Below are 21,548 nucleotides of genomic sequence, written 5' to 3'. Positions count from 1 at the left end.
GCACCGGGGCAGAGGGCGCATTGTCCGTTACGGGGGCCGGGGCAGGTGCTTGAGTCTCCGCACGTTCCACTGCCGGTTTCGCCGGCTTGCGCGGCGTAACGGCAGGCTTTGGATTGCGCTTTGGTTCCGGGGGTTTTTTTGCCGGCGGTGGAGGCGGCGGTGAGGGCGGAGCAGGCGGCTGCGGTATGGGCGGCGGCACTTCTGCGGCCGGCGGTGCAGGTGCTGGGACGTCCGCTACCGGTTCCTGCAGCAGTTGCACCGCCATGACAGGAGGTTCTTTCGGCTTCTCGGATTGCGTCGAAAAGCCGACGACGGCAGCGGCTAACAGCGCCGCGTGCAATATCAGCGTCGCGACGATGGAAGCCGGGGATTTCATGTGTATCGGGCCAGGGCATGATCCGCAGGATCAGGCCAGTCCGAGTACATCCTGCATATCGTACAAGCCGGTTTTCTTGTCAGCCAGGAAGCGTGCTGCACGCAGACTACCGTGCGCATAGGTGACCCGGCTGGCGGATTTGTGGGTGATCTCGATGCGTTCGCCGATGCCGGCGAACAGCACGGTATGGTCGCCGACGATATCACCACCGCGTATCGTGGCAAAACCGATCGACGATGGATCACGTTCGCCCGTGACCCCCTCGCGTGCATATACCGCGACATCCTTCAGGTCGCGTCCGATTGCGCCGGCAATCACTTCGCCCATCTTGAGTGCGGTACCGGACGGCGCATCGACCTTGTGCCGGTGGTGGGCCTCGATGATTTCGATGTCATAGCCATGCGAGAAACTTTTCGCCGCCATTTCCAGCAGTTTCATTGTCACGTTGACGCCCACACTCATGTTCGGGGCGAATACCACCGCAGTACGTTCGGCTGCCGCGGCAATCGCTTTCTTGCCTGCTTCGTCGAAACCGGTGGTGCCGATGATCATCTTGATGCCATGCGCCGCGCAATATTCGAGATGCTTGAGCGTGCCTTCGGGCCGGGTGAAGTCAATCAGGAATTCGGCGCCTGCGAGGCCTTTCTCCAGTGCCGACTCGATGGCAATTCCTGACGGTTTGCCGAGAAACGCGGCGGCGTCGGCGCCAATTGCTGGCGATCCGGGCACATCCAGAGCGCCGGCGAGTACGGCATCGTCTGCGTTCTGTACGGTTTCGATCAGCATGCGGCCCATGCGGCCGGATGCGCCGGCAATCGCGATTTTCAAGGTGTTCATGGGCTTATTTCCCTGTCGGGGCTGCCGCACCGGGCGCACCCTCGGCGATGAAGGTCAGGTATTCCTGCTCCGTCGGCAGCGCGCCGCCGTCAATCCGGGACAGCCGGTTATTGTCGAAAAACACGGTGACTCGGCTGGAAATGACTGCGCCGTTCCGTTTCTGGAGACGGAAAACATAGTCCCAGCGGTTCGCATGAAAGACATCGGTCAGCAGCGGCGTGCCGAGCACGAAGATCACTTGCTCGCGTGTCATGCCTTCCTTGAGCTGGTTCACCATTTCCTGAGATACAAAATTGCCTTGCTGAACATCGACCCGGTAGGGGGCGAAGATGCCGAGAAAGCGTCGCACGCCGGTCGGACCGGTGGCCTGCACGCCAGTGTTGGGGGCGCTTGCAGCGGTAGCGGAAGCCGCCGGCGCCGTGGCGGTTGCTGGCGGCGTTGCCTCGTTCCGCTGCGGTGCAGTGCTTGCGACCGGTGTGGCGGCTGGCTCATCGATGAGGGGATTTTTCGATGCGCAACCGGAAAGGCAGGCCAATGCCAGGCACAGCGTGGCAAGCGCCGATGGTTGTCCACTGGGGAGGAGCGACATTCGCATAGTGAAATTTAAACGGTTGAGGAAGTGTGCTAAAACGCTATATGATAAAGCAGATAATCTCATTCAACCTAACGCCATGCCCGACAATCCTTCCGAGCTGAAAGCCAGCGGCCTGAAAGCAACGCTGCCTCGGCTCAAAATTCTCGACATTTTCCAGAACAGTCCGGTGCGGCATTTGAGCGCCGAAGATGTTTACAAGATTTTGTTGAACGAGAACATGGATGTCGGCCTCGCAACCGTTTATCGCGTGCTGACGCAATTCGAGCAGGCCGGCCTGCTGCATCGCAATCATTTCGAAACCGGCAAGGCTGTCTTCGAACTCAACGCCGGTTCCCACCACGATCATCTCGTCTGCCTCGACTGCGGGCGGGTGGAAGAGTTTTATGACGAGGAAATCGAGGCGCGCCAGCAAAAGATCGCGATCGAGCGCGGCTTCAACATCGCGGAACATGCGCTGGCACTGTACGGCCATTGCAACAAGGCCGATTGCCCGCATCGCGCGCGCTGACCGGACAAGCAGGACCGGTTGCCCGGATCGTTGACTTAGCTAGGAGTGACTTAGCGCGTTCGACAGCAGTTTCGCGGTGATATCCACGATCGGAATCACCCGCTCGTATGCCATCCGTGTCGGCCCGATGACCCCAAGCGTGCCGACAATCTTGCCGTTCACTTCATACGGCGCGGTGACCACGCTCATGTCGTCCATGGGCACCAATTGGGATTCGCCGCCGATGAAAATCTGTACGCCGGTCGCCTTGCTGGACACGTCCAGCAATTGCATCAGCCCGGTTTTCTGTTCGAACATCTCAAACAGCTTGCGCAGCGACGTCATGTTGGCCGACAGATCGCTGACGCTCAACAGGTTCCGTTCGCCGGAAATGACGACGTCGTCGGTATTGGCCATCGCATCGCTGCCGGCCTCGACCGCCGCCTGCATCAGCGCCGTCATGTCATCGCGCAATTGGCGCAGTTCGTTCTGCAGCCGGGTGCGGACGTCATCGAAGCTCAGCCCGCCGTAATGCTGATTGATATAGTTCGCCGCCTGCACCAGCTGCGATGGCGAGTAATCGACATTCGTCAGCAGCAGGCGGTTTTGGACGTCGCCGTTGGGTGCCACGATGACCAATAAAATGCGCTTTTCGGACAGGCGCAGGAATTCGATCTGCTGGAAGATCGACTCATGGCGCGGGGTCATCACGACGCCGGCGAACTGTGAGAGTGATGACAGCACCTGCGCCGCATTGGCGATGATTTTCTGTGATGAATGTTTTTGCAACTGCAGCTGAAGTTTCGATTCCAGGCTGGATGCGTCGATCGGCTTGACCGTCAGCAGCGTGTCGACGAAGACGCGGTAGCCTCGGGGGGTGGGCACCCTTCCGGCCGATGTGTGCGGACTGGCGACGAAGCCCATTTCTTCCAGGTCGGCCATGATGTTGCGGATGGTCGCGGGCGAAAGTTCGAGGCCGGAAATTTTCGACAGGGCGCGCGAACCAACCGGCTGGCCGTCGGCGATATACCGTTCGACCAGAGCTTTGAGAAGAGTTTGGGCACGGTTATCAAGTTGCATGGCGTTATTCTAGCGAGCTGCCGTGTTGCATGCCAATAGTATCGGCGGTATCGAGCCATTGATGCAGTTCATGCATTGTTGTAAAAGTTGCATCGGGGCGGATATGTTCCGGGAGTCTGAACGCCGATTCGAGGCCTGCACGGTTCATCCATACCGCATGCAGACCGGCGCGATGGGCGCCTTCCACATCGAGGAATGGATCGTCTCCCACATAAACCGCTTCTTCAGGCGCAACGCAGAGCGCGTCGCAGGCGGCCTGAAAGATCGCCGCTTCAGGTTTCGCCGCGCCGAAACTGTGAGCCGCGATGGATGCCTGGAAGTATCTCGCCAAGCCGATCACCTCCAGGTCCGCCACCCCGTTCGATACCGAACCCAGGGAAAAACGTCCCCGCAATTTTTCAAGCACAGGTACCACGTCGTCAAACGGGGTGACCTCATTTCGGGCCTTTGAAAAAACCGCCATCGCCAGATCGACCTTGGCGCAATCTTCGCCGGCGGCAAGGAAGGCTTCCGTCAAACCCGCATGCCGCAGCTTCGCCAGATCAAGCCGGTAATGGGGATTCTGCTCCAGAAGCCGGCGCCGCCGGTCCCGCAGGCCATCGACGGTAAACCGGCTGGCGACCGCAGGCACATGGGCTTGCAGCCAGGCGAACAGCTCGTCCTCGGCACGCCGGATGACGGGCATGATCGGCCACAAGGTATCGTCAAGATCGAAGAGTACGGCTTTGATGCGCATGGGAACAATTCATCCAGTACAAATGTTGAGACTGCAACAGGCAAGTAAATTATGGTCTAATCTGCAGCATGCCCTTGCCCCAGCCTACCTCTTATACCTCATTTCGCACCGTCGCCATCGTCGGCAAATACATGGCGGCCGGTATTGCCGAGGCGCTTTCCGATATTGCACTGTTTCTGACACAAAACGGCTACACGGTCGTCTTTGAAGCCGAGACCGCGCGCAACGTCGGCATGCAAGGCCTTGTTGCCATGACGCCCGCGGAAATCGGCCAGCACGCCGATGTGGCGATCGTCGTCGGCGGTGACGGGACCATGCTGGGAATAGCGCGCCAGTTGGCATGCTATGACGTACCGCTCATCGGCATCAACCAGGGGCGGCTCGGTTTCATGACCGATATATCTCAGGACAGCATGATTTCCGTCCTGGAGGAGATGCTATCCGGAAAACTGGAGTCGGAAAGCCGCACCCTTCTTGAAGGGACAGTGATGCGGGATGGCGCACAGATATTCAAGGCGCTCGCATTCAATGACGTGGTCGTATCCCGCGGTGCCGGTTCCGGCATGGCGGAACTGAAAGTGGAGGTTGATGGGCGGTTCATGTACAACCAGCGTTCCGACGGCCTCATCGTCGCCACGCCGACCGGTTCCACGGCATATGCCTTGTCCGCCGGCGGTCCGTTGCTGCATCCGAGTCTGTCGGGCATCGTGCTGGTGCCGATCGCCCCGCATGCATTGTCCAACCGCCCGATCGTCGTGCCGGACACCAGCGCGATCGAGGTGGAAATCATGGGGGGGCGGGATATTACCGCCAACTTCGACATGCAGTCGCTGGCCAGCCTGCAGCATCATGATCGTATTGTCATCAGGCGCTCGGCGCATACCATTACCTTTCTGCATCCCCAAGGCTGGAGTTATTACGACACCTTGCGCGAGAAACTCCATTGGCATGAGTACCCATCGGCGGAGGGGCGGTTAAAATAGCCGGCCCATCATTCCAGCCTGCCATTCGTCGACTTCCAGCCCGACTCGCACAGACCCGCATACTGACTGAACATGCTTCGCACATTATCCATTCGCGATTTCGTTATCGTAGACGCTATCGAACTTGAATTCGCGCCAGGCTTCACCGTGTTCACCGGCGAGACCGGCGCGGGCAAGTCCATCCTTATCGACGCGCTTGCCCTTGCGCTCGGCGGCCGCGGCGACGCCAGCGTCGTCCGCGAAGGTGCGGCCCGTGCAGACATCAGCGCAGAGTTCGGTCCCAGCAGGGAGGCACAGGACTGGCTCGAAGCGCATGAATTCACCAATGAAGAGGGCGGAGTGCTGCTCCGCCGCGTCATCGACAATGCCGGCCGGTCCAAGGCCTATATCAATGGCAGTGCCGCCACCGCCGCGCAATTGCGCGAGCTGGGTGAAATGCTGGTGGACATCCATGGCCAGCATGCGCACCAGTCGCTGCTGAAAACCGATGCGCAGCGGACACTCCTGGACAGCCAGGCCGGGCTGGAAAACGAGACCAAAGCGGTGGCCGCCGCCTACAAGACCTGGCGCGCGCTGGCCAAGCAGCGCGAGGATTTCGAAATCAATGCCAGGAACGTTTTGCTTGAGCGGGAGCGGCTGGAATGGCAGGTCAATGAACTCGAGAAGCTGGCGGTCAAGCCGGGCGAGTGGACGGACATCGGCAACGAGCATAGCCGGCTGTCGAACGCGGCGAGCCTGATCGAGGGCGCGCAGGAGGCGCTCACCGTCATTTCCGAAGCGGACAACCCGATGTTGTCCCAGCTTTCGGCCCTGACCCAGAAACTGAGCAAGCTTGCGGACGTCGATGCGGCGCTGAAACCGGTGCTGGAAGCGCTGGAGCCGGCGGCCATCCAATTGCAGGAAGCCGTGTATTCATTGAACGACTACCTGGGGCGAGTCGAGCTGGACCCGGACCGTCTGCACGAAGTGGAAGCCCGGCTTGACGCCATCCATTCGACGGCGCGCAAGTTCCGTGTCGCGCCGGAAGACCTGCCCGCAGAATTGGCGACCTTGTCCGCGCAGCTTCGCCAATTGGCCGATGCGAGCGATCTCGATGCGATGCGTGCGCAGGAGGAAAAGCTGAAAGCCGCCTATCTCGATGCCGCCGAAACGCTGTCGAAGGGAAGGGCGAAGGCGGCAGCATCGCTGGGCGCCTCGGTCACTGCCGCGATGCAGGAACTCAGCATGGCAGGCGGGCGATTCGAGATTGCGCTACATCGTTGCGAGCCGGCCGCGTATGGCCTGGAGCAGGTGGAATTCATGGTTGCCGCGCATGCCGGAACCGCGCCCAGACCGCTGGCAAAAGTCGCGTCGGGGGGAGAGCTGGCGCGCATCTCGCTTGCGATTTCCGTGATTACGTCAAGCGCCACCTCGATCCCGACATTGATTTTCGACGAGGTGGACAGCGGTATCGGCGGCGGCGTCGCAGAGGTGGTCGGTCGCCTGCTGAAGCGCCTCGGCCAGGACCGCCAGGTGTTGTGCGTGACACATTTGCCGCAAGTTGCCAGCCAGGCGAACCAGCACTACCAGGTCAGCAAATCCAGCGCGGATGGCAAAACCGTATCGCAGATTGAAGCGCTGGATGCCAAAGCCCGTATCGAGGAAGTCGCCCGTATGCTCGGGGGACTTGAAATTACGGCCACCACCCGCAAACATGCCAGGGAACTGCTGGCCTCCTAGGTTCCAAGGCCGGCCCAAACCGATCAGGTAAAAAGGTATCGATCAATGGGTTTCAATAAAGAACCGTCGTATGCCCATGGCACGATTTCGCGGCCAGCGGTGCTCTTCGTCAACCTCGGCACGCCGGATGCCCCGACCACGCCTGCGGTCCGCCGCTACCTCAGGCAATTCCTGTCCGATCCCCGGGTGGTGGAAATTCCGAAAGCCGCCTGGTGGTTCATCCTGAACGGCATCATTCTCCCGTTCAGGTCGTCCAAGTCGGCGGAGAAGTATGCGTCGATCTGGTCCAAGGAAGGCTCTCCGCTCAAGGTGCATACCGAAAAGCAGGCCTTGCTCCTGCGCGGCTATCTCGGCGAGCGGGGACATGACGTCCGCGTGGCCTATGCGATGCGTTACGGCAGCCCGTCGATCGCCGATACGATCGATCGACTCAAGGCCGAAGGCTGCGACCGCATCCTGGTCGTGCCGGCCTATCCGCAGTATTCAGGCACCACGACCGCCTCCATCAACGATGCCGTGTCGGCCCACCTGACGCGCATGCGCAACCTGCCGGAGCTGCGCTTCGTCAAGCATTACCATGACCAGGAAGCCTACATCGATGCCCTGGCGACCTCCGTGCAGGCGTATTGGGACATGCATGGCGAGCCGGACAAGCTGGTGATGAGTTTCCACGGTGTGCCGAAACGGACGCTGCAACTCGGCGATCCGTATCACTGCGAATGCCATAAGACCGCGCGCCTGCTGGCCGCACGGCTCGGACTGGGCGCCGACCGCTACATGGTCACGTTCCAGTCGCGCTTCGGCAAGGCCGAGTGGCTGCAGCCCTATACCGCGCCGACCCTGCAGAAGCTTGCCAGGGAGGGCGTCAAGCGGGTCGATGTCATGTGTCCGGGATTCACCAGCGATTGCCTGGAGACGCTGGAAGAGATCTCCATGGAGGCCAGGCACGATTTCCTCGCGGCGGGCGGAAAGGAATTTCACTACATTCCCTGTCTGAACGAATCTCCCGGCTGGATCCGCGCGCTGGCCGATGTCGCCGAAACCCATATGGGCGGGTGGCTGAGCATGGTCACGCCCGCCACGCGGGAGCAGGAAAACCGGGCGGCGGCGCTGTCGCGCGACCTGGCGCAGCGCATGGGCGCCGTCACCTAGGGCTTGTTTGACAGGCGTTGCGAGCGGTTTGGCGATGCACCGGGGGAGCGCACGCGTATTGAAGTACGCCGCGCACTGCAGGTGAATCGCCGAACCGCGCAGCGGCCTATCGTACACAGCCTGGGAGGTCAGCTTAGCGTGAATAAGTACACCAGGCCGTGGTGGCAGATCCACGCGGCGGAAAGAAGGCTGTAAGCAACGACGGAAGCGGAGATGATGGGCAGTTTCATGGCGGCGGGAAGTTTCATGTCGCTATTCAGGTGAGGCCATATTAATAACTCCCGCCGGCGAACGATGTGCACAGGCAGTAAGGGCTGTAACAGTAAATAACTGTGCGCCTGAAAATTTGCCCCGGCGTTGCTAATACTCAATGTTGCTGCAGGCACGGTGCCCAGAATCACCAAAATCCTGCGTAATTCCCCTTGAAAAAATATGGCATAACCCCATTTAGCAGGTGTGTTGAGGTTAAGTCATTGATTGTTGGAGGTTTTTTTGTGATGCAAGACCAAGAGAAAATGCACGACCAAACGGACCGGATGCATGACATCCCTAACGGAGTGGCAGAAAATCCGGGGCCTGTACCTGATGGTCAGACAGCTACGGCTGTGGATCCCGGGCTTGAACAAAGGCTGATCATGGCCGAGGCAAAAGCCTCCGAGATGCAGGATGCGTTCCTGCGTGCCAAGGCCGATGCGGAGAATATCCGTCGCCGGGCGCAGGACGACATTGCAAAGGCACACAAATTTGCGATCGAAAACTTCGCGGAATTGCTGGTTCCGGTGAAGGACAGCCTTGAAATGGCGCTGAAGCTGGATACACCATCGGTCGACTCGCTGAAAGAAGGCGTAGAAATGACGCTGAAACAGCTTTCCTCGGCCTTCGAGCGCAACCGCCTCATGGAAATCAATCCCCAGCCAGGCGAGAAACTCGACCCGATGAAGCACCAGGCGATTTCGATGGTCCCCGCCGATCAGGAAGCCAACACCATCGTCAGCGTATTGCAAAAGGGATACATGATCGCCGACCGCCTGCTGCGGCCCGCCTTGGTTACCGTCGCGCAATAAAAAAGATTCGCTGGACCGGACAAGCTTGAAAAAACAAACCGTGCTCCACACATTCAATTAACAGAACGATAGTTTTTCATTAAAGGAACAAATTATGGGCAAGATCATAGGCATCGATTTGGGTACGACCAATTCCTGCGTGGCGATCATGGAAGGCGGCCAGCCGAAGGTCATCGAGAACTCCGAAGGCTCCCGCACGACGCCTTCCGTCGTCGCGTATCAGGAAGACGGTGAAATTCTCGTTGGCGCACCTGCGAAGCGCCAGGCCGTTACTAATCCCAAGAACACTCTCTACGCAGTCAAGCGACTGATCGGCCGCAAATTTGCGGAAAAGGAAGTCCAGAAGGACATCAGCCTGATGCCCTACCAGATCGTCAAGGCCGACAACGGCGACGCCTGGGTGCAGGTCCGCGACAAGAAACTCGCGGCGCAGCAGGTATCCGCCGAAACTTTGCGCAAGATGAAAAAGACCGCCGAAGATTATCTCGGCGAAGAAGTCACCGAAGCCGTGATCACCGTACCGGCATACTTCAACGACGCACAGCGCCAGGCGACCAAGGATGCCGGCCGCATCGCCGGCCTGGATGTCAAGCGCATCATCAACGAGCCGACCGCGGCTGCGCTGGCATTCGGCCTCGACAAGAGCGGCAAGGGCGACCGCAAGATCGCCGTGTATGACCTTGGCGGCGGCACCTTCGACATCTCGATCATCGAGATCGCGGACGTCGACGGCGAAATGCAGTTCGAAGTGCTGTCCACCAACGGTGACACCTTCCTCGGCGGCGAAGACTTCGACCAGCGCATCATCGATTACATCATCGACGAGTTCAAGAAGATCAACGGCCTCGACCTGTCGAAGGACGCGATCGCACTGCAGCGTATCAAGGCATCGGCCGAGCGCGCGAAGATCGAACTGTCGTCGTCGCAGCAAACCGAGATCAACGAGCCGTATATCGCGATGGCCAACGGCGCGCCGGTCCACCTCACCATGAAGGTTACCCGCGCCAAGCTGGAGTCGCTGGTCGAGGAGCTGATCGCACGTACCATCGAGCCGTGCCGTACTGCCATCAAGGATGCCGGCGTCAAGGTTTCCGACATCCAGGACGTCATCCTGGTCGGCGGCATGACCCGTATGCCGAAGGTGCAGGAAAAGGTGAAGGAATTTTTCGGCAAGGATCCGCGCAAGGATGTGAATCCGGATGAAGCCGTTGCCGTCGGTGCGGCAATTCAGGGTTCGGTTCTGTCGGGCGACCGCAAGGACCTGCTGCTGCTGGACGTGACACCGCTGTCCCTGGGCATCGAAACACTGGGCGGCGTCATGACTAAGATGATCCAGAAGAACACCACGATTCCGACCAAGTTTAGCCAGGTGTTCTCGACCGCCGACGACAACCAGCCGGCGGTGACGATCAAGGTCTACCAGGGTGAGCGCGAGATTGCTACCGGCAACAAGCTGCTGGGCGAGTTCAATCTCGAAGGCATCCCGCCATCGCCGCGCGGTACGCCGCAGATCGAAGTGACCTTCGATATCGACGCCAACGGCATCCTGCATGTTGGCGCGAAAGACAAGGCCACCGGCAAGGAAAACAAGATCACCATCAAGGCCAATTCCGGCTTGAGCGAGGAAGAGATCCAGAAGATGGTGAAGGACGCGGAGCTGTATGCGGACGAGGACCGGAAGCTGAAGGAACTGGCCGACGCGCGCAACCAGGGCGATGCACTGGTGCACTCGACCAAGAAGTCCCTGACCGAATACGGCGACAAGCTGGAAGGCGGCGAGAAGGAAAAGATCGAAGCAGCCATCAAGGAACTTGAAGAAGCCCTCAAAGGCAACGACAAGGATGCCATCGACGGAAAAGTCGCAGCACTCTCCACCGCGGCACAGAAGCTCGGTGAAAAGATGTACGCCGATATGCAGGCCCAGCAGGCAGGCGCTGCCGGTGCGGCGGGTGCGACAGGCGCGGCCGGCGGAGCGGGTGCTTCCGAGTCGAAGCAGGAAGAAGATGTTGTCGATGCCGACTTCAAGGAAGTCAAAGACAAATAAAGGTATCGGGTCACGGTGCATTCCGTGACGCCTCGCCGGGCCGTAGTGATCGACATCGATCCTCGGCTCGGCGTTTTTGCTTAAAGTTAGGATGCCTAGAACATGGCAAAGCGCGATTATTACGAAATACTGGGCGTAGCGAAGAACGCTTCCGAGGAAGACATCAAGAAGGCGTATCGAAAGCTCGCGATGAAATACCATCCGGACCGCAATCCGGACAGCAAGGGGGCGGAAGATAAATTCAAGGAGGCGAAGGAAGCCTACGAGATGCTCTCCGATGCGCAGAAGCGTGAAGCCTACGACCGCTACGGCCACGCGGGTGTCGACCCCAACATGGGCGGGTTCGGTGCCGGCGGCGGTTTCGCCGGGGGTGGGTTCTCCGACGCCTTCGGCGATATCTTCGGCGACATTTTCGGTAACGGTGGAGGACGCCGCAGCTCCGGGCCGCAGGTCTACCGCGGGGCGGACTTGCGCTACAACCTTGAAGTCACGCTGGAACAGGCTGCACATGGTTTCGATACCACGATCCGTGTGCCGTCGTGGGATGAATGCGAAACCTGCCATGGTTCCGGCGCCAAACCGGGCACATCGCCCACCACTTGCGGCACCTGCGGCGGCCACGGCCAGGTCCGGATGCAGCAGGGTTTTTTCAGCATTCAGCAAACCTGCCCGAAATGCCACGGCACCGGCAAGATCATTCCGACTCCCTGCACGACTTGTAGCGGCGCAGGCCGCATCAAGCGCAACAAGACACTGGAAGTCAAGATTCCGGCCGGTATCGACGACGGCATGCGGATACGTTCGTCCGGCAACGGCGAACCCGGCATGAACGGCGGCCCGCCGGGCGATCTGTATGTCGAAATTCGCATCAAGCAACACCCGGTATTCCAGCGCGACGGTGACGATCTCCATTGCGAAATCCCGGTATCGTTCGCGAAAGCGGCCCTAGGCGGTGAGATCGAAGTGCCGACGCTCAACGGCAAGGCATCGTTCACCATCCCCGAAGGCACGCAGTCCGGCAAGACATTCCGACTGCGCAGCAAGGGCATCAAGGGCGTGCGCTCCGGCTATGCGGGCGATCTTTTCTGTCATGTGGTCGTGGAAACGCCGGTCAAGCTGACCGAGCGACAGAAAGAACTGCTCCAGGAGTTCGAGCGCCTGACTACGGATGGCGGCTCGAAACACAGTCCGCAAAGCAAATCCTGGAAAGACAAGGTAAAAGAGTTTTTTGAATAAGCGCCAATCATCCTGAGTGTCATTTCCTGAAGCCGCCCGTTCCCTGAACCGGCGGCTTTTTCATGTGCGCTCCATGCCATGCGAGCGCGGAAGATGAGGCATCGACGGACCTTCGTATTCGTTCTCGGGCTGATACGAAGATATCCGGATATTTTTCAGCTTGTATTTTCTATAAAATGGCGGTCGGAACGCGCCATCCGGCGCGGACAATTCTTGCGGTGAAGCCCCATGACGGAAAATAGCAAAGACGAATCCATGCTCGAGCATCTGTTCCAGAACAATCGCGAATGGGCAGCGGCCATCGTGGCCGAAAATCCCGACTTCTTCAAAAAACTGGCGAACCAGCAGGCGCCCGAATATCTATGGATAGGCTGTTCCGACAGCCGGGTGCCGGCAAACGAACTGCTCGGCCTGCTGCCTGGCGACGTGTTCGTTCACCGCAACATCGCCAACGTCATCGTGCATACCGACCTGAATGCCTTGTCGGTACTGCAGTTCGCCATCGATGTGCTGGGCGTCAAACACATCATCGTATGCGGGCACTATGGCTGTTCCGGCGTGCATGCGGCGCTGACCGGCCGTCGGATCGGCCTGGCGGACAACTGGTTGCGCCACGTGCAGGACGTCAGCCAGAAGCACGGACGCTATCTCGGCGAGGCGCTGGGCGATCGCGACAAGCTGAATCGGTTATGCGAGTTGAATGTCATCGAGCAGGTGAGCAACGTCTGCCAGACAACCATCGTGCAGGATGCATGGGAACGCGGCCAATCCATTACCGTGCATGGCTGGATCTATGGCGTGCATGACGGCTTGCTGCGTGACCTCGGCGTGGCGGTCAGTAGCGTCGACGGCCTCGGCGAGCATCTGAAAAAGAGCTTGGCCAAGTACGAATGAACGGACTTCGGCACTGATGCGACAGTGGTCATGCGTGCCGGCTGGATCAGGTGGGTGAGCTGGCCTGAAGGCATCGGTGTGCGAAGCGCACCGATGCCTTCCAATGGATGCTTCAGAAACAATGTTCCGGGCCGGGGAATGACTTGTCCTTCACCGCGGCAATGTAGGCTTGCACTGCGCCGGCGATGCTGGTCTGGCCTTCCATGAAGTTCTTGACGAAACGCGCCTTGCGGCCGGGGAAGACGCCAAGCATGTCATGCATCACCAGCACCTGACCGGAACAATCCGGTCCGGCGCCGATGCCGATGGTGGGGATGGCAAGCATCTCGGTGGTTTCCTTTCCAAGCGCCGATGGAATGGCTTCCAGTACCAGCAATGACGCACCGGCCGCCTGCAGTGTCAATGCATCCTGCTTTAGCTGTTCCGCCGCTTCCGATGTTTTGCCTTGTACCTTGTAGCCGCCGAACTGATGCACCGACTGCGGCGTCAGGCCAAGATGCGCGCATACCGGTACGGCGCGATCGGTAAGGAAGCGTATGGTGTCGGCCAGCCAGGCGCCGCCTTCCAGTTTGACCATCTGCGCCCCGGCACGCATCAGCTCCACCGCATGGGCAAATGCCGCTTCCGGTGTCGCATAGCTGCCGAATGGCATGTCTGCGACCAGGAGCGCCGTTTTATTGCCGCGCGCCACGCTCGCGGTGTGATAAGCGACGTCGGCCACCGTCACCGGCAGCGTAGACGTATGTCCCTGGCACACCATCCCAAGCGAGTCGCCCACCAGCAGCACGTCCACGCCGCAGCCGTCCATCAGGGCGGCGAAACTTGCGTCGTAGCAGGTCAGCATGCTGATCTTTTCGCCGGCCTGGCGCATCGCCAGCAACGAGGGGGCGGTGACCGCCTTGCTGCGCCCCTTGGTGTCGCTCTCCTGCAGGTATCCGGCCATGTTCATTCTCCTCGATTAAAAAATTCCCGCTTGCCGCGCATGTTGTCGATACGGTCCAGCAGCAGTGCGAAGTCGTCGTCCCGTCCGACCGGATTCAAGTGTTCGGTATTGATGATCAATACCGGCGCGGCGTCGTAATGATAGAAGAATCGGCTATAACTTTCACAGAGCCGGTGCAGGTATATTTCGGAGATCCCCGCTTCCATCGGCACGCCGCGCTTGCGCACCCGGTCCGCCAGGGTCTGGGGCTGCGCCTGCAGATAAATGACAAGGTCGGGCGCGGCTGCCTGGGGCCGAAGGTGGTTATACAACTGCTGGTATAGATTCAGCTCATCGTCACCCAGCGTAAGGCGCGCAAAAATCGGATCCTTGTCCAGCAGGAAATCGGAGACTACACGGTTATCGAACAAGTCGGTCTGAGCGAGATCACGCAACTGGTTCATGCGCTGGAACAGGAAAAACATCTGCGTCGGCAGTGCGTGGCGAGCCGGATCGCGATAGAAGTTTTCGAGGAAGGGGTTTTCCTGTGGCTGTTCGAGCAGTGTTTGCGCATGCAGGCTGTCCGCAAGTTTGCGGACCAGGGTCGTCTTGCCGACGCCGATCGGTCCTTCCACCACGATGTACTTGTATTTGTCGATGCTCATGTTCGGAATATGAAATAAACCGCGCCAACGAGGCAGAGGGCGGCCCAGACGTAGTCAAGCTTGAATGGCTGATTCATGTACAGCATGGCAAACGGCACGAACACGGCAAGAGTGATTACTTCCTGCATGATCTTCAACTGCGCCAGGCTGAACTGGGTGTAGCCGATGCGGTTGGCCGGCACCTGGAGCAGATACTCGAACAAAGCGATCGACCAGCTGATCAGCGCCGCAATCCACCATGGCTTGGACGCCAGATTCTTCAAATGTCCATACCAGGCGATGGTCATGAAGACGTTCGACAGGATCAGCAAGCCGGCGGTCTGGACGAATACGGGAATCTGCATAAGGGTTCAGCTCAAGACGTCAGATTTTCTGGATGGCTTGGCCGGCCACACCGGGTACGAACTGGTGGGCGGGGCCCTTGCCGGGAATGGCAAGCAGGGGATCGAGCTGCAGCAGCGGAATCAGGGCGAATGCCCGCTGCGTCAGGCGGGGATGCGGCACGGTCAGTGACGGTGTATCGATGCGCTGCTGGGCATACAGAAGCACATCGAGATCGAGTGTGCGAGGCGCGTTGGGGAAAGGGCGTTCACGTCCGAAATCCTGCTCGATTGCCTGCAAGGCGTTCAGAAGCAGGTCGGCGGGCATGCCGGTTTCCAGCTTGGCGACGGCATTGACGTAGTCGTCACCACCCCCATCCACCGGAGCGGTGCGGAACAGATTGGATTGTGCGATCAACCTGGTGTCGTCGAGTGTGCCGAGCAGCAGGATCGCGCGCTGGACGTTGTCGGCCGCATCGCCAAGATTGGAGCCGATGCCGATATAGGTGTCGACCCGGCCCTTGCTCATGCAATATCCCCGCCGGCGGCGGCATCCTTGTGCTTGCTGCGGCTGCGGCGGCGACGCTTCTTTGCCGGCTGCGCCTCGCCCTCGACTTTGGGTTTGCGTGCCAGCAGCGCTTCGCGGCCAGGTCCATCGGCGTCGATGAACTCCGTCCACCACTGGCCGATTTCCTCGCTGATCTCCCCCGACGCGCAGCGCAGCAGCAGGAAGTCGTAGCCGGCGCGCAGGCGCAGATGCTCAAGCATCTTGTACGGCGATTTGCCCACACGGCGCTCGAAGCGGGGCTGCATGGCCCAGATATCGCGCATGTCGGAGGCGATCTTGCGCTGCAGTGCCAGCTTTTCGGTTTGCGTGTTCAGCACGTCGTCCGCCGCCAGATGCAGTGCGGGGATGGGATATTCACCGGCCGCCTGATAGGCATGCCACTTCTCCAGCACCTGGTGCCAGAGCAGCGCGGCGAAAAGGAAGCCAGGCGATACCGGTTTGCCTTCCTGTACCCGCTGGTCGGTGCCGGCCAATGCCAGCCGAACGAATTTTTCGCCCAGCGGCTGCTCCAGCACGACATCGAGCAGCGGCAGCAAGCCATGATGCAGACCTTCTTTGCGCAGCTGTTGCAGGCATGCCAGCGCATGGCCGCTCATCAGCAGCTTGAGCATTTCATCGAACACGCGCGCTGCCGGCACGTTGTTGATCAGCGGCGCCATCACCTGGATCGGCTCTCTCGTGGCCGGATCGATGTTGAAATTCAGCTTGGCCGCGAAACGCACCACGCGCAGAAGCCGCACCGGGTCTTCCCGATAGCGCGCTTCCGGCACGCCGATGATCCTGAGCGTCCTGTTGCGGATGTCGGGAATGCCGTTGTGATAATCCAGCACGGTCTGGCTGGCCGGATCGTAGTACATCGCATTGATGGTGAAATCGCGCCGGATGGCGTCTTCATGCTGCTCGCCAAAGGTATTGTCGCGCAGCACGCGTCCGTGTTCGTCCTTCAGCGCACCCTCGGAGGAGGCGCCGCGAAAGGTCGTGACCTCGATGATCTCCTGACCGAACATCACATGGACGATCTGGAACCGCCGTCCGATGATGAAGGCACGCCGGAACAGGCGCTTGACCTGTTCGGGTGTGGCGTTGGTCGCCACGTCGAAATCCTTGGGTTTCACGCCCAGCAGAAGGTCACGGACCGCGCCGCCGACAACGAACGCCTTGAATCCTGCTTCCTGCAGGGTTTGCGTCACGCGCACCGCATTCGGCGAAAGAAGCTGCGGATCGATACCATGCTCCTTCGGCCCGAGTTGCACTGGCTTGTTGGGGCTATCCGCTTTTGATTTGACGCCCAATATGCGCCGGATAAACTTTTTAATCATCGAATAGATTCAGGATAGGCCAGCCATGCGCTTCGGCATGCGCTTTCAGCAGTGCGTTGGGGTTGGTCGCGACAGGGTCTGTGACGACCGACAGCAAGGGAATGTCGTTCTGGGAATCGCTGTAGAAAAAGCTGCGGTCGAAACTTTGCAGGCTTTTGTCCATCGTCGCCAGCCATTGCTGCGCGTGGACGATTTTACCCGGACCGGAAGTGGGCACGCCGCGCAGTTTGCCGGTGATCTGCCCGTCGGGTGTCAGCTCCGGTTCGGCTGCAATCAGGTTGTCCACGCCCAGTGCCCTGGCGATCGGTGCGGTGACGAAGCGATTGGTGGCGGTGATGATGGCGATGAGGTCGCCGGCCTCACGATGGCGCTTCAGCAGATTCAGCGCTGCAGGCCGGATCGCAGGCTCGATGACCTCCTGCATGTACTGCCGGTGCCAGGCATCGAGTTGGTCCCCGGGAAAGCTTGCCAGTGTGCCGAGCGCGAATTCGAGATATTCGACCGGGTCAAGCGTGCCCGCCTCATATTGCGCGTAGAAAACTGCATTGCGTTCGGCGTAGGTAACCGAATTGACGGCGCCGATGCGCACCAGGAATTGTCCCCACTCGTAGTCCGAATCAAGCGGCAGCAGGGTGTGGTCGAGATCAAATAAAGCGATATTCATTCTGTCTTCGGCTCGCCCTCGCGCTGCAGCAGGCTGCGCAGGAGCGGCAGGGTAATCGGTCGTTGGGTTTCCAGCGAATAGCGGTCGAGCGCATCGAGCATGGCGGAAAGCGAGCGCATATCCCGGCGGAAATGGGTGATCAGATAGGGTAACACGCCCGCGGACACCGCCATCCCGCGTGTCTGTGCCGCATGAGTGAGGGCGGCGATCTTTTCCTCGTCGGTCAGGCCGTGGAGCTGGTAAATCAGGCCCCATCCCAGGCGGGTCCGCAAATCTTCCCTCAATGCCAGCGCAGCGGGTGGCGCAGCACCTGCCGCGACCAGCAGGCCGCCGTTTTCACGCACCTGGTTGAACAGCGCGAATGCGTCGATTTGTGCAGCCGGCAACAGGCGTTCGCAATCGTCGATCAGGTAAACCGGTGTTTCCTGGGAATATTGCCATGCTTCCTGAGCGCTGTCGGCGGGGATATAACGCGCCTTCGTGGCCGCGGCCAGCGCATGCAGTAGATGGGATTTGCCGGCGCCGGATTCCCCCCAGAGATAAACGAAGCGCTCATGGGGCATGTCGGCGGCATGGTTCGCGAACTGGCGCAGCAACTGCAGCAGCTCGCGGTTCTGTCCAGCTACAAAATTATCAAGGGTCTGCGGTTTCTCCGCGCCCAGGTCCAGCACCATTTGCCTCATGATTGATGAGGAATGCGGACAGGAATGAGGTTCGCCTGGAAATACCGCATTGCCACCGGCCCGTGCGCGGTCCGTGAAACGGCCTGTTTTTGTTCTGGACTGAAAGAAAATGACATGTATTCGCAGGGCGGACGGATCGGTTTGTTAGAATAGCGGTTCGTTTTGGCGTCAGCCGCCTATTTTACCGCCTAGTAACCACATCATGAGTTCTTCTTCAAAGGTTTCCCTCTCTTATCGAGATGCCGGCGTCGATATCGATGCCGGAGACGCACTGGTCGAGGCGATCAAGCCGTTCGCCAAACGCACGATGCGCGAAGGCGTACTGGGCGGCATCGGCGGATTCGGAGCCCTGTTCGAAATTAGCAAAAAATACAAGGAGCCCGTGCTGGTTTCCGGTACGGACGGCGTAGGAACAAAGCTCAAGCTCGCTTTTCACCTCAACAAGCACGACACCGTCGGCATCGACCTTGTCGGGATGAGCGTCAATGACATCCTGGTGCAGGGTGCCGAACCCCTGTTTTTCCTCGATTACTTCGCATGCGGCAAACTGGACGTGCCGTCTGCCACTGATGTCATCAAGGGCATCGCGAAGGGCTGTGAACTGGCCGGCTGCGCATTGATTGGCGGCGAGACTGCCGAAATGCCAAGCATGTATCCGGACGGAGAATATGATCTCGCCGGTTTCGCGGTCGGTGCAGTGGAAAAATCGAAGATCATCGATGGCAGCAAGATCGTGCCCGGCGACGTGGTCCTCGGCCTTGCGTCCTCCGGTGCGCATTCGAATGGCTATTCGCTCGTCCGCAAGATCATCTCGGTCGCCCAGCCCGACCTGAACGCGGATTTCCACGGTCGCCGCCTTGCGGATGTCCTGATGGAGCCGACACACATCTACGTCAAGCCGCTGCTTGCCCTGATCGAGGCAATGGAAGTCAAGGGCATGGCGCACATCACCGGCGGCGGGCTGGTCGAAAATGTGCCGCGCGTACTGCAAGGTAATTTGACTGCGGTCCTGCATCGTGACGCGTGGACCATGCCGCCGCTCTTCGGCTGGCTGCAGCAGCACGGCGGCGTGGCGGATGCGGAAATGCACCGCGTGTTCAATTGCGGAATCGGCATGGTGGTGATTGTGGCAAAGGAAAACGCCGACGCCGCCATGGCGCAATTGAAAGCGGCGGGCGAAAGCGTCAGCCGGATTGGCGAGATCCGCGAGCGCCAGGGCAACGAGGCGCAAACCGTCGTGATCTGATTTCGTCCGGTTAAACAAAAACCGCTGCATGGAGCAATCCTGCAGCGGTTTTTGTTTGGCTATACCGTTGTGTTACGGTTCCGACACCGCCTGCTATGCAAGCTGTCGCCGCGAGGCGCCTTGTTCTTGAAGGAGAAAGGAACGCCGCGGTGGTGACTTGTCATGCAGCACGGTTAATGCTGCCGATTGCTGCCCGGTTGCTGTGCCAGTGTTTGCGGTGCGGCGGGGGCAACAGTGGTCGCGGCGCCCGCCGGCGGCAGTACCCGGATCGGCTGACTGCGGGAGTTCGCGGCCGACAAAGTGTTCACATCGGCATCCGCTTCCGGCGCCGCATCCCAGACCGGGTCGGCAATTCCTTCGAATACCGCCTTGAGTTGCTGTCCCCAGGTGTTTCGGATCATCTGGAAATACTTGTTTTTTTCATCAATAGTGACAAAGCGCGTGACGGCAAGCTGATCGGTTTCATAGATCAGCAGGTCAAGCGGCAGGCCGACCGAGATGTTCGAGCGCAGTGTCGAGTCCATTGAGATCAGCGCGCATTTCGCCGCCTCGTTCAGGGAGGTGGACGGGTTGACGACACGGTCGATGATCGGCTTGCCGTACTTTGCCTCGCCGATCTGGAAGTAGCTGGTTTCGCTATGCGCCTCGATGAAATTGCCGGGCGCATAGATCTGGAAAAGACGGCAGCGCTCACCCTTGATCTGGCCGCCGAAAATGATATTCAGATTGAAATCGATGCCGAACTTCTCAAGTGTGTGTGCATCCCGCTTGTGAACGGTACGCACCGCTTCACCGATGATCTGTGCCGCTTCGTACATCGACTCGGCCGTCCAGATGCTTTTGCCGCCGGGGCCGTTTTCTTCGGTAATGAGTTGGCGCACCGATTGCGAAATCGACAGGTTGCCGGCGGTCATCAACACCATCATCCGGTCGCCGGGATTTTCGAACACGGTCATTTTGCGGAAGGTGCCGACGTGGTCGACACCCGCATTTGTGCGCGAATCGGAGAGAAAAACCAGGCCTGCATCGAGGCGCATGGCGACACAATAAGTCATGATCGCGAAGTAGGAGGCGCAAAACCCGGATTTTACAGGAAGCGTACTGTGCTCATGCGTATTGGAAATACTTCGACAACATGTTTCAGCTTGCTGTGCTGATCGGCAACACATCCACTTCAACGGTCAGGGATTCGACGCCGCCGCCATGCCGCACGCCGCGGATGGGTGCGGCCGAGTCATAGTCGCGGCCGATTGCAAGCCGGCACAGCGAATCACCTGCAAATTGAGCATGGGTGACATCGACGCTCACCCAACCGGAGAAGCCGGGCTCGTCGACCCAGACATCGACCCAGGCATGGCTTTCCGCATGCGCCGTGTTCTGCGGATCGATGTAGCCGGAGACATACCGCGCAGGGATGCCTTGTACGTGGCAGCAGGCGAGAAACAGGTGCGCGTAATCCTGGCAGACGCCCTGGCCGAGATCGAGCGCATCCGCAGCGGTGCTGGTGACGGCGGTTGCACCGGTGCGGTAATCGACCGTGCCACGGATGGCTTCCGCAAGGGTGATCAGCGCATTGCTGCCTGCGCCTTGCGGCAGGTAACGCATCGCAAAGTCGGCAACGGCAGGCGTGGCTTCAGTAAGCCGGGTCGGCACGGTGAATACCAGCGGTGACAGCGTCGTGTCCGCTGTCAGTCTTCCGCGGTCGAGCGGCCTGACATCGACGACGCCCTGGACGACGATGCGCACTTCGTTATGGGTGCCGTTGATGGTGAGCATATGGCTGAGATTGCCGAACGCATCGATGAATTCATGCCGCTGCCCCGGCGTGGAAATGTGCCAGGACAGCGTGCGCTGATGCGCTTCCCTGCGCGGTGACAGGCGCAGTTGCTGGATCGTGTACGACAGCGGAGCTGTGTAACGGTAGGCCGTTTCATGGCGTATGGAGAGTTGCATAGTGC

General features: G+C 59.7%; 22 protein-coding genes and 1 pseudogene. 9 read left to right on the top strand and 14 right to left on the bottom strand.

Features of this window, described 5'->3' with window-relative positions:
• The 3 genes and pseudogenes from V7080_RS04200 to V7080_RS04190 all read right to left on the bottom strand — a co-directional run.
• A pseudogene (locus V7080_RS04200) lies at positions 1-376 on the bottom strand (hypothetical protein); the annotation flags it as partial.
• A 30-nt stretch (positions 377-406) separates the two neighbouring features.
• Positions 407-1,213, bottom strand: a complete 807-nt coding sequence (dapB, locus tag V7080_RS04195; RefSeq protein WP_334187148.1) for a 4-hydroxy-tetrahydrodipicolinate reductase — start codon at positions 1,211-1,213, stop codon at positions 407-409.
• Between the two features lie 4 nt (positions 1,214-1,217).
• Positions 1,218-1,808: an outer membrane protein assembly factor BamE gene (locus V7080_RS04190; protein ID WP_334187147.1), complete on the bottom strand. Its 591-nt coding sequence runs from the start codon at positions 1,806-1,808 to the stop codon at positions 1,218-1,220.
• A 76-nt stretch (positions 1,809-1,884) separates the two neighbouring features.
• Between V7080_RS04190 and fur the strand changes: the two genes are divergently transcribed.
• Positions 1,885-2,316: a ferric iron uptake transcriptional regulator gene (gene fur, locus V7080_RS04185; protein ID WP_334187146.1), complete on the top strand. Its 432-nt coding sequence runs from the start codon at positions 1,885-1,887 to the stop codon at positions 2,314-2,316.
• 39 nt (positions 2,317-2,355) lie between these two features.
• Here the strand turns inward: fur and hrcA are convergent, their stop codons facing one another.
• Complete coding sequence (hrcA, locus tag V7080_RS04180) at positions 2,356-3,375, bottom strand: heat-inducible transcriptional repressor HrcA (protein ID WP_334187145.1); 1,020 nt, start codon at positions 3,373-3,375, stop codon at positions 2,356-2,358.
• 4 nt (positions 3,376-3,379) lie between these two features.
• Positions 3,380-4,111 (bottom strand): HAD family hydrolase, encoded by a 732-nt coding sequence (locus V7080_RS04175; protein ID WP_334187144.1) that lies wholly within the window; start codon positions 4,109-4,111, stop codon positions 3,380-3,382.
• A gap of 68 nt (positions 4,112-4,179) precedes the next feature.
• Between V7080_RS04175 and V7080_RS04170 the strand changes: the two genes are divergently transcribed.
• The 7 genes from V7080_RS04170 to can all read left to right on the top strand — a co-directional run bounded on the left by V7080_RS04170 (position 4,180) and on the right by can (position 13,203).
• Positions 4,180-5,094: an NAD kinase gene (locus V7080_RS04170; protein WP_442947177.1), complete on the top strand. Its 915-nt coding sequence runs from the start codon at positions 4,180-4,182 to the stop codon at positions 5,092-5,094.
• 72 nt (positions 5,095-5,166) lie between these two features.
• Positions 5,167-6,813: a DNA repair protein RecN gene (recN, locus tag V7080_RS04165; protein WP_334187142.1), complete on the top strand. Its 1,647-nt coding sequence runs from the start codon at positions 5,167-5,169 to the stop codon at positions 6,811-6,813.
• Between the two features lie 45 nt (positions 6,814-6,858).
• On the top strand, positions 6,859-7,965 hold the full coding sequence (gene hemH, locus V7080_RS04160) for a ferrochelatase (protein WP_334187141.1): 1,107 nt from the start codon (positions 6,859-6,861) through the stop codon (positions 7,963-7,965).
• Positions 7,966-8,462: 497 nt separating this feature from the next.
• Positions 8,463-9,029, top strand: coding sequence for a nucleotide exchange factor GrpE (gene grpE / locus V7080_RS04155; protein ID WP_442947178.1), 567 nt, complete (start codon positions 8,463-8,465; stop codon positions 9,027-9,029).
• A 94-nt stretch (positions 9,030-9,123) separates the two neighbouring features.
• Complete coding sequence (gene dnaK / locus V7080_RS04150) at positions 9,124-11,073, top strand: molecular chaperone DnaK (RefSeq protein ID WP_334187139.1); 1,950 nt, start codon at positions 9,124-9,126, stop codon at positions 11,071-11,073.
• A gap of 102 nt (positions 11,074-11,175) precedes the next feature.
• A complete protein-coding gene (gene dnaJ / locus V7080_RS04145; RefSeq protein ID WP_334187138.1) occupies positions 11,176-12,309 on the top strand; it encodes a molecular chaperone DnaJ in 1,134 nt (377 codons plus the stop codon).
• A 228-nt stretch (positions 12,310-12,537) separates the two neighbouring features.
• Positions 12,538-13,203: a carbonate dehydratase gene (can, locus tag V7080_RS04140; RefSeq protein ID WP_334187137.1), complete on the top strand. Its 666-nt coding sequence runs from the start codon at positions 12,538-12,540 to the stop codon at positions 13,201-13,203.
• Between the two features lie 112 nt (positions 13,204-13,315).
• Here can and panB read toward each other — a convergent pair whose 3' ends face one another.
• The 7 genes from panB to hda are packed head-to-tail and all read right to left on the bottom strand — an operon-like array spanning position 13,316 to position 18,344.
• Positions 13,316-14,146: a 3-methyl-2-oxobutanoate hydroxymethyltransferase gene (panB, locus tag V7080_RS04135; protein ID WP_334187136.1), complete on the bottom strand. Its 831-nt coding sequence runs from the start codon at positions 14,144-14,146 to the stop codon at positions 13,316-13,318.
• A gap of 2 nt (positions 14,147-14,148) precedes the next feature.
• Positions 14,149-14,790, bottom strand: a complete 642-nt coding sequence (locus V7080_RS04130) for a deoxynucleoside kinase (RefSeq protein ID WP_334187135.1) — start codon at positions 14,788-14,790, stop codon at positions 14,149-14,151.
• A complete protein-coding gene (locus V7080_RS04125) occupies positions 14,787-15,134 on the bottom strand; it encodes a DMT family protein (protein WP_334187134.1) in 348 nt (115 codons plus the stop codon). Before V7080_RS04125 ends, V7080_RS04130 begins: the two co-directional genes overlap by 4 nt.
• Before the next feature lie 19 nt (positions 15,135-15,153).
• Positions 15,154-15,639 carry a 2-amino-4-hydroxy-6-hydroxymethyldihydropteridine diphosphokinase gene (gene folK / locus V7080_RS04120; RefSeq protein ID WP_334187133.1) on the bottom strand — a complete coding sequence of 162 codons (486 nt, stop codon included), beginning with the start codon at positions 15,637-15,639 and terminating at the stop codon, positions 15,154-15,156.
• Positions 15,636-16,997 carry a polynucleotide adenylyltransferase PcnB gene (gene pcnB, locus V7080_RS04115; protein ID WP_334187132.1) on the bottom strand — a complete coding sequence of 454 codons (1,362 nt, stop codon included), beginning with the start codon at positions 16,995-16,997 and terminating at the stop codon, positions 15,636-15,638. The genes folK and pcnB overlap by 4 nt, the downstream gene beginning before the upstream one ends.
• Complete coding sequence (locus tag V7080_RS04110) at positions 16,990-17,661, bottom strand: HAD family hydrolase (RefSeq protein ID WP_334187131.1); 672 nt, start codon at positions 17,659-17,661, stop codon at positions 16,990-16,992. Before V7080_RS04110 ends, pcnB begins: the two co-directional genes overlap by 8 nt.
• Positions 17,658-18,344 carry a DnaA regulatory inactivator Hda gene (hda, locus tag V7080_RS04105; RefSeq protein ID WP_334187130.1) on the bottom strand — a complete coding sequence of 229 codons (687 nt, stop codon included), beginning with the start codon at positions 18,342-18,344 and terminating at the stop codon, positions 17,658-17,660. Before hda ends, V7080_RS04110 begins: the two co-directional genes overlap by 4 nt.
• Positions 18,345-18,546: 202 nt before the next feature.
• On the opposite strand from hda, the gene purM reads away from it, so the two are divergent.
• Positions 18,547-19,590 (top strand): phosphoribosylformylglycinamidine cyclo-ligase, encoded by a 1,044-nt coding sequence (gene purM, locus V7080_RS04100; RefSeq protein WP_334187129.1) that lies wholly within the window; start codon positions 18,547-18,549, stop codon positions 19,588-19,590.
• Between the two features lie 173 nt (positions 19,591-19,763).
• On the opposite strand, the gene V7080_RS04095 is transcribed toward purM, so the two are convergent.
• On the bottom strand, positions 19,764-20,645 hold the full coding sequence (locus tag V7080_RS04095) for a peptidase (RefSeq protein WP_334187128.1): 882 nt from the start codon (positions 20,643-20,645) through the stop codon (positions 19,764-19,766).
• 85 nt (positions 20,646-20,730) lie between these two features.
• Complete coding sequence (locus tag V7080_RS04090) at positions 20,731-21,543, bottom strand: transglutaminase family protein (protein ID WP_334187127.1); 813 nt, start codon at positions 21,541-21,543, stop codon at positions 20,731-20,733.
• Between the last annotated feature and the right edge of the window lie 5 nt (positions 21,544-21,548).

The sequence above is a fragment of the Noviherbaspirillum sp. genome, assembly GCF_036846085.1.
Classification (GTDB): domain Bacteria; phylum Pseudomonadota; class Gammaproteobacteria; order Burkholderiales; family Burkholderiaceae_D; genus Noviherbaspirillum.
This window is presented reverse-complemented; position numbering and strand designations above follow the sequence as displayed.